This window comes from Rhodovulum sp. (assembly GCF_011048875.1).
Lineage (GTDB): Bacteria > Pseudomonadota > Alphaproteobacteria > Rhodobacterales > Rhodobacteraceae > Rhodovulum > Rhodovulum tesquicola.
This window is the reverse complement of the sequence record NZ_DSDD01000134.1, coordinates 1-6,659: the sequence shown is the minus strand read 5'-3', so window position 1 is coordinate 6,659 and position 6,659 is coordinate 1. Positions and strand designations below refer to the sequence as shown.

The 6,659-nt window shown below is 64.9% G+C and carries 6 protein-coding genes and 2 pseudogenes; 4 read left to right on the top strand and 4 right to left on the bottom strand.

Annotated elements, in window-relative coordinates:
* Window positions 1–305, top strand: a pseudogene (locus ENN83_RS04570) (SPFH/Band 7/PHB domain protein); the annotation flags it as partial.
* Entirely contained in the window at window positions 305–574 is a 270-nt protein-coding gene (locus ENN83_RS04565; protein ID WP_253087495.1) for an NfeD family protein, read from the top strand. The pseudogene ENN83_RS04570 and the gene ENN83_RS04565, both read left to right, overlap by 1 nt.
* Before the next feature lie 4 nt (window positions 575–578).
* Here ENN83_RS04565 and pyrF read toward each other — a convergent pair whose 3' ends face one another.
* Window positions 579–1,268, bottom strand: a complete 690-nt coding sequence (pyrF, locus tag ENN83_RS04560) for an orotidine-5'-phosphate decarboxylase (protein WP_287184558.1) — start codon at window positions 1,266–1,268, stop codon at window positions 579–581.
* Between the two features lie 187 nt (window positions 1,269–1,455).
* On the opposite strand from pyrF, the gene clpB reads away from it, so the two are divergent.
* Window positions 1,456–4,071 carry an ATP-dependent chaperone ClpB gene (gene clpB, locus ENN83_RS04555; RefSeq protein WP_287184553.1) on the top strand — a complete coding sequence of 872 codons (2,616 nt, stop codon included), beginning with the start codon at window positions 1,456–1,458 and terminating at the stop codon, window positions 4,069–4,071.
* 63 nt (window positions 4,072–4,134) lie between these two features.
* Here clpB and ENN83_RS04550 read toward each other — a convergent pair whose 3' ends face one another.
* The gene (locus tag ENN83_RS04550) at window positions 4,135–4,620 is read right to left on the bottom strand and encodes a fasciclin domain-containing protein (RefSeq protein WP_287184550.1); all 486 of its coding nucleotides are present in this window, start codon (window positions 4,618–4,620) and stop codon (window positions 4,135–4,137) included.
* A 202-nt stretch (window positions 4,621–4,822) separates the two neighbouring features.
* Window positions 4,823–5,266, bottom strand: a complete 444-nt coding sequence (locus ENN83_RS04545; RefSeq protein ID WP_287184547.1) for a DUF302 domain-containing protein — start codon at window positions 5,264–5,266, stop codon at window positions 4,823–4,825.
* 119 nt (window positions 5,267–5,385) lie between these two features.
* On the opposite strand from ENN83_RS04545, the pseudogene ENN83_RS04540 reads away from it, so the two are divergent.
* Window positions 5,386–6,105, top strand: a pseudogene (locus ENN83_RS04540) (glutamate synthase-related protein); the annotation flags it as partial.
* A 271-nt stretch (window positions 6,106–6,376) separates the two neighbouring features.
* Here ENN83_RS04540 and ENN83_RS04535 read toward each other — a convergent pair.
* On the bottom strand, window positions 6,377–6,659 hold a 283-nt coding region (locus ENN83_RS04535; RefSeq protein ID WP_287184544.1), incomplete at its 5' end, for a hypothetical protein.

Here is a 6,659-nt window from a genome sequence, read left to right as displayed (position 1 = left end):
CCGTGACCGAGGCCGAGGGCCGCAAGCGGGCGGTGGAACTGGCGGCGGATGCCGAGCTTTACGCCGCCGAGCAGGAAGCCAAGGCCCGCCGCATCACCGCCGAGGCAGAGGCTTACGCTACCCAGATCGTGGCCCAGGCGCTGGCCGAGAACGGGATCGAGGCGGCGCAATATCAGGTGGCGCTGAAGCAGGTCGAGGCGTTGACCGCCGTCGGACAGGGGCCGGGCAAGCAAACCATCATCCTGCCCGCGCAGGCGATGGATGCCTTTGCCGATGCGTTCAAAATGCTCAAGGGGCGGGGCTGATGCTGGCGACGACCTGGTGGGTCTGGCTTTCGGCCGCGGTGGTGCTTGCGATCCTCGAGGTTCTGGTGCCGAGCTATGTCTTCATCGGCTTCGCCATCGGGGCGGCCGCGGTGGGGCTTGGCCTGTGGCTGGGGCTTGCGGCGGGCCTGCCTTGGCTGGTGCTGATCTTTGCGCTTGTCTCGCTGGTCGCATGGCTGGGGTTGCGGGCCGTGCTGGGCGTGCGCAAGGGCCAGGTCAAGCTCTGGGATCGCGACATCAACGAGGACTGAGCGTTCAGGCCAGCTCTGCCTGAACTGCCAGCGCGGCGGCTCGCGGATCGGCGGCCTGCCAGATCGGACGGCCGACCACGATATGATCCGCGCCATCGGCAATCGCCCGGGCCGGGGTTGCCACCCGCTTCTGATCGCCCAGATCAGCGCCCGCGGGCCGGATCCCCGGCGTCACGATCAGCCGCCCCGCCGCACCGGGCAGCGCGCGGATCATCGCGGCCTCCTGCGGGCTGGCGATGACGCCATCGGCCCCTGCCGCAAAGGCCCGCGCGGCGCGCTCGGCCACGATCTCGACCATGTCGCCCGGCCGGATCAGGCCCGCATCCAGATCGGCGCGGTCGAGCGAGGTCAGGATCGTGACAGCAAGGATCTTCATGTCCGATCCGCCCGCCCCCTCGCGCGCCGCGCGCACCACATGGGGGTCGCCATGAACGGTAAGGAAATCCAGATCGAAGCGCGCAAGCCCGCGCACCGCCGCCTCGATGGTCGCGCCGATGTCGAACAGCTTCATGTCAAGGAAGATGCGCTTGCCATGTTCGTCCTTGAGTTCCTGCGCAAGCGCCAGCCCGCCACCCGTCAGCATCCCCAGCCCGATCTTGTAGAAACCGGCCGCGTCGCCGATCCGGTTGGCAAGCTCCAGCCCCGAATGGGCGTCGGGCACATCGAGGGCAACGATCAGGCGGTCATCGGGCATGTCGGATCCTCCATCGGCTCGCGCCTTCCTAGGCCGCAGGCCGCGACAGGTCCAGCGCGGCAATGCGCTGTGGCGCCCTTGCAACGGGTTGGGCCATCTCCCACATCTACGGTCGAGGCCCGTGACGAAGGGTGTGCTGCCGGTCAGGCACCGCGAGCGACGGGCGCTTTGGCAAAGGAGAGAACCGATGAACCTGGAAAAGTTCACGGAGCGGTCGCGCGGATTCCTGCAGGCGGCCCAGACCATCGCGATGCGCGAAAGCCACCAGCGGCTTGCCCCCGAACATCTGCTCAAGGCACTGCTGGATGATCCCGAGGGGATGGCCTCCAACCTGATCCGCCGGTCGGGCGGCGCGCCCGAGCGTGTGGTCGAGGCGGTCGATGCCGCGCTGGCAAAGATGCCCAAGGTTTCGGGCGATGCGGGCCAGACCTATCTGGACCAGAGCACCGGCCGCGTGCTGGACGAGGCCGAAAAACTGGCGAAAAAGGCGGGCGACAGTTTCGTGCCGGTCGAGCGCGTCCTGATGGCGCTGGCCATGGTGTCGTCCAAGGCCAAGGACGCGCTGGATGCCGGTGCGGTCACGGCGCAGAACCTGAACACCGCGATCAACGACATCCGCAAGGGCCGCACCGCCGATACGGCCAGTGCCGAGGAAGGTTACGAGGCGCTCAAGAAATACGCCCGCGACCTGACCGAGATGGCCGAACAGGGCAAGATCGACCCGATCATCGGCCGCGACGAGGAAATCCGCCGCGCGATGCAGGTGCTCAGCCGCCGGACCAAGAACAACCCCGTTCTGATCGGTGAACCCGGCGTTGGCAAGACCGCCATCGCCGAGGGGCTGGCGCTGCGGATCGTGAATGGCGACGTGCCCGAAAGCCTCAGGAACAAGAGGCTGATGGCGCTGGACATGGGGGCGCTGATCGCGGGGGCGAAATATCGCGGCGAGTTCGAGGAACGGCTCAAGGCGATCCTGAGCGAGATCACCGCGGCGGCCGGTGAGATCATCCTGTTCATCGACGAGATGCACACGCTGGTCGGCGCGGGCAAATCCGAAGGCGCGATGGATGCCGCCAATCTGATCAAGCCCGCACTGGCCCGGGGCGAGCTGCACTGTGTCGGCGCGACCACGCTGGATGAATACCGCAAGCATGTGGAAAAGGATGCCGCACTCGCCCGCCGGTTCCAGCCCGTGTTCGTCGAGGAACCGACCGTCGAGGACACGGTGTCGATCTTGCGCGGCATCAAGGAGAAATACGAACTGCACCACGGCGTGCGCATCTCGGACTCGGCGCTGGTGGCGGCGGCGACGCTGTCGCATCGCTACATCACCGACCGGTTCCTGCCCGACAAGGCCATCGACCTGATGGACGAGGCCGCCAGCCGCCTGCGGATGGAAGTGGATTCCAAGCCCGAGGAACTGGACGCGCTCGACCGCGACATCCTGCAAAAGCAGATCGAGGCCGAGGCGCTGAAAAAGGAGGATGACGCGGCCTCGAAGGAGCGGCTGGCGAAGCTCGAAAAGGAATTGTCCGACCTGAGCCAGAAATCGGCCGAGATGACCGCGAAATGGCAGGCCGAACGCGACAAGCTGGAAAGTGCGCGCGATCTGAAGGAACAGCTTGACCGGGCGCGGGCGGAACTGGACCACGCCAAGCGCGAAGGGAACCTCGCGCGTGCCGGGGAACTGTCCTATGGCGTGATCCCGCAGCTTGAGCGCCAGCTTGCCGAGGCCGAGGCCAGGGAGGACGACGTTCTGGTCGAGGAGGCCGTTGGCCCCGAACAGATCGCGCAGGTCGTGGAACGCTGGACCGGCATCCCGACCTCGAAGATGCTGGAGGGCGAGCGCGAGAAGCTGTTGCGCATGGAAGAGGAACTGGGCAAGCGCGTGATCGGCCAGCGCCAGGCATTGACCGCGGTGGCGAATGCCGTGCGCCGCGCCCGCGCCGGGCTGAACGACGAGAACCGGCCGCTGGGCAGCTTCCTGTTCCTGGGCCCCACGGGCGTCGGCAAGACGGAACTGACCAAGGCGGTCGCCGAATACCTGTTCGACGACGATCAGGCGATGGTGCGCATCGACATGTCCGAGTTCATGGAGAAGCACGCGGTCAGCCGTCTGATCGGCGCCCCGCCGGGCTATGTCGGCTATGACGAGGGCGGCGTCCTGACCGAGGCGGTGCGGCGTCGCCCCTATCAGGTGGTTCTGTTCGACGAGGTCGAGAAGGCGCATCCTGAGGTCTTCAACGTGCTGTTGCAGGTGCTGGATGACGGGGTGCTGACCGACGGTCAGGGCCGCACGGTCGATTTCAAGCAGACGCTGATCGTGCTGACCTCGAACCTGGGATCCCAGGCGCTGAGCCAGCTGCCCGAGGATGCGGATGCCAGCGCGGCCAAGGCCGACGTGATGGAGGCGGTGCGGATGCATTTCCGCCCCGAATTCCTGAACCGACTGGACGAGATGGTGGTGTTCGACCGACTGAGCCGTGCCGACATGACCGGCATCGTCGAGATCCAGTTGCGGCGTCTGCAGACGCGGCTGGCAGCGCGGAACATCGCGCTCGACCTCGATGCGGATGCCGAGCAGTGGCTGGCGGATGCGGGCTATGACCCGATCTATGGCGCGCGGCCGCTGAAACGGGTGATCCAGCGCAGCCTTCAGGACCGACTGGCCGAGATGATCCTGGCCGGCGAGGTGCGGGACGGCGAAGTACTGCATGTCACCGCGGGGGCCGATGGGCTGATCATCGGCGATCGGGTGGTTGGCTCGCACCGGCCCAAGCCCGAGGACGCGGTTCTGCACTGAGCCCACGCCCCGTCCAGGGGACACGCCCCGCAGGTTCACCGCCTGCGGGGCGTTCCGTTTGCATCAGCCCTCGGGCAGGATCACGGCGTCGATCACATGAATCACGCCATTGCTGGCCTCGATATCGGCGGCGGTGACATTCGCACCGTTCACCGTGACGCCGCCCTCGGTGCCGATGGTCACGTCAGACCCCTGCACCGTGGTCGCGGTCATCCCGTCGCTCAGATCGCCCGACATCACCTTGCCGGGCACCACATGATAGGTCAGGATCGCGACAAGCTGGTCACGGTTCTCGGGCTCGAGCAGCGATGCGACCGTGCCCTCGGGCAATGCGGCAAAGGCATCGTCGGTTGGGGCGAAGACGGTGAACGGACCCTCGCCCTGCAACGTTTCGACAAGGCCCGCAGCGCTCACGGCCGCCACGAGGGTGGTGAACTGATCGGACCCGGATGCAATGGCCACGATGTCCTTGGCCATGTGGTCATCCGCGAGGGCGGGCGTGGACAGCATCGTGGCAGCGGTCATCGCCATGAAGGTTCTGCGAAGCATGAGATGGTTCCCTTCTTTGTTATTCATACGACCCCGTCTATCGGGTCGTTGCGGGACACGCAAGGAAGACGCGACTGGATGAGCGGGGATTTCCGCCGATCCCGTTTGACACCGTGGCGCGGCGCCCCAGGCCGGGCACCGGCACGAAGTCACATCAAGATGCGTTGATTTCGTTTGAAAATCCGTGAGTTCGGCACAACGTTCAGTTCATCCCGACGGCCTCGCGTGCCAGCCCGTCCAGAAGCGCCTCGACCTCTTTCATCGGACCTTCGGGGAATTGGCGAAAGCCGATCGTGGTCTGGTCGGGGCTGTCGGGCATCTGCAGCACGAAGATACCGTAGGGGCAGAATTGCACGTTCATAGGATCGGCCTCCATCGCCTTGCGCGACAGCGCGGCCGAGCAGAAACTGAAGATATCCGCCTTGAGAAAGATCGTGACGTCCGAGCCGACATCGGCCTTCGTCCGCTCCAGCATGTCGCCGGTATGGCTGACGCTGTCGATGACGAGGCCCTGGCCGATCACGGCATTTTCCAGCCCGAACACCACGTCGTCAAAGCTCTGGTCCACGGTGTAGGTGACGATCCCCTCTGCCCCGGCCGAAGTGGCGGCCATTGCCAACGCGGCGGCGGCGAAAAGTGTTTTCATGATCTCCTCCCTGTGATTTAGGCACGGGCTTGCAAGATGCCCCCTGCGCGTCCACTCTAACGAGGGTGAATGCGGTCTCCTTGATTGAGGTCAACTAGGGCAGGCAGGGAGTCGGCGCCATGGGGTGGGCCTATTACGCTTTGCAGGTCATGGCGGGGGCCTTCGCGCTGTTCCTTGGCGTGCTGTTCCTGGTTGTCCTGCTTCTGTTCGCCATCGATCACGCCCAGACCGGCGACGCGATCCGGCGCAACTACCCGGTGATCGGTCGGTTCCGTGGTCTTTTCACGACCTTGGGCGAGTTCTTCCGGCAGTATTTCTTTGCGATGGATCGCGAGGAGATGCCTTTCAACCGAGCGCAGCGCAACTGGGTCTACAATGCTGCCGAGGCCAAGGGGAATACGGTGGCCTTCGGCTCTACCCGCAACCTGAACATCCCGGGCACGCCGATCTTCATGAATGCCGTCTTTCCTCCGCTTGACGATCAGTACGCCTCGACGGAGCCGATGGTTGTCGGGCCGTATTGCCGTGAACCGTACATGGCGCCATCGATCTTCAACATCTCGGGTATGTCTTACGGCGCGATCTCGAAGCCTGCGGTGCGGGCACTGTCGCGGGGCGCAAGACGTGCGGGCATCTGGCTGAACACCGGCGAGGGCGGCCTGGCACCCTATCACCTTGAGGGCGGCTGTGACATCGTCTTTCAGATCGGCACGGCGAAATTTGGTGTGCGTGATGCTGCGGGAAACCTGAGCGACGACAAGCTGCGCGAAGTGGCAAGGCGCCCCGAAGTCAAGATGTTCGAGATCAAGCTGAGCCAAGGCGCCAAGCCCGGCAAGGGCGTTGCGTGGAGCGAGGGCTGGGCAGGGGACTGGGCCGCCACTGCAATTTCGGCATGGGCGACGACACGCGGGGGTATGACCGAACCGGCACCACCGATCACCGGGAATGCTGGTCTGTCACGCTCGTGTCCGGGTGTTTGCGACGATGCGGCTGATCGGGCGTTGCCGGAACCTGTTGTGAGGACGACCCCGTGCAAGATGCGCTTCCTGCCGCGCATTCCGCACGGATTCTGGGGACAAGTCCGTGGATAACCGTTGCCGATGCCTTTTTTCAGGCCGGGACTGATCCTTCGCGCAAGCCGTCGACGTTGAAAGTAGTGTCGTCGGCGGCGCTAACCCCAAGATTTTGTGAAAGAAACAGGCAACACGAAAAAAATGTGACGATCCCCCGAAAAACCTCTTGCGGCCCCCGACGCCGATCCGTAAATACTCCCTCACCGGCGGCGCTGAGGCGGTGTTGGTGGTCTGGACGGGTTGTGATGCTGGTCTGGATTGGACAATTGGGGATGATTGCTGGCGGGTAGCGCTGTTCAGGGATGGCGCGCCGTTTGGTT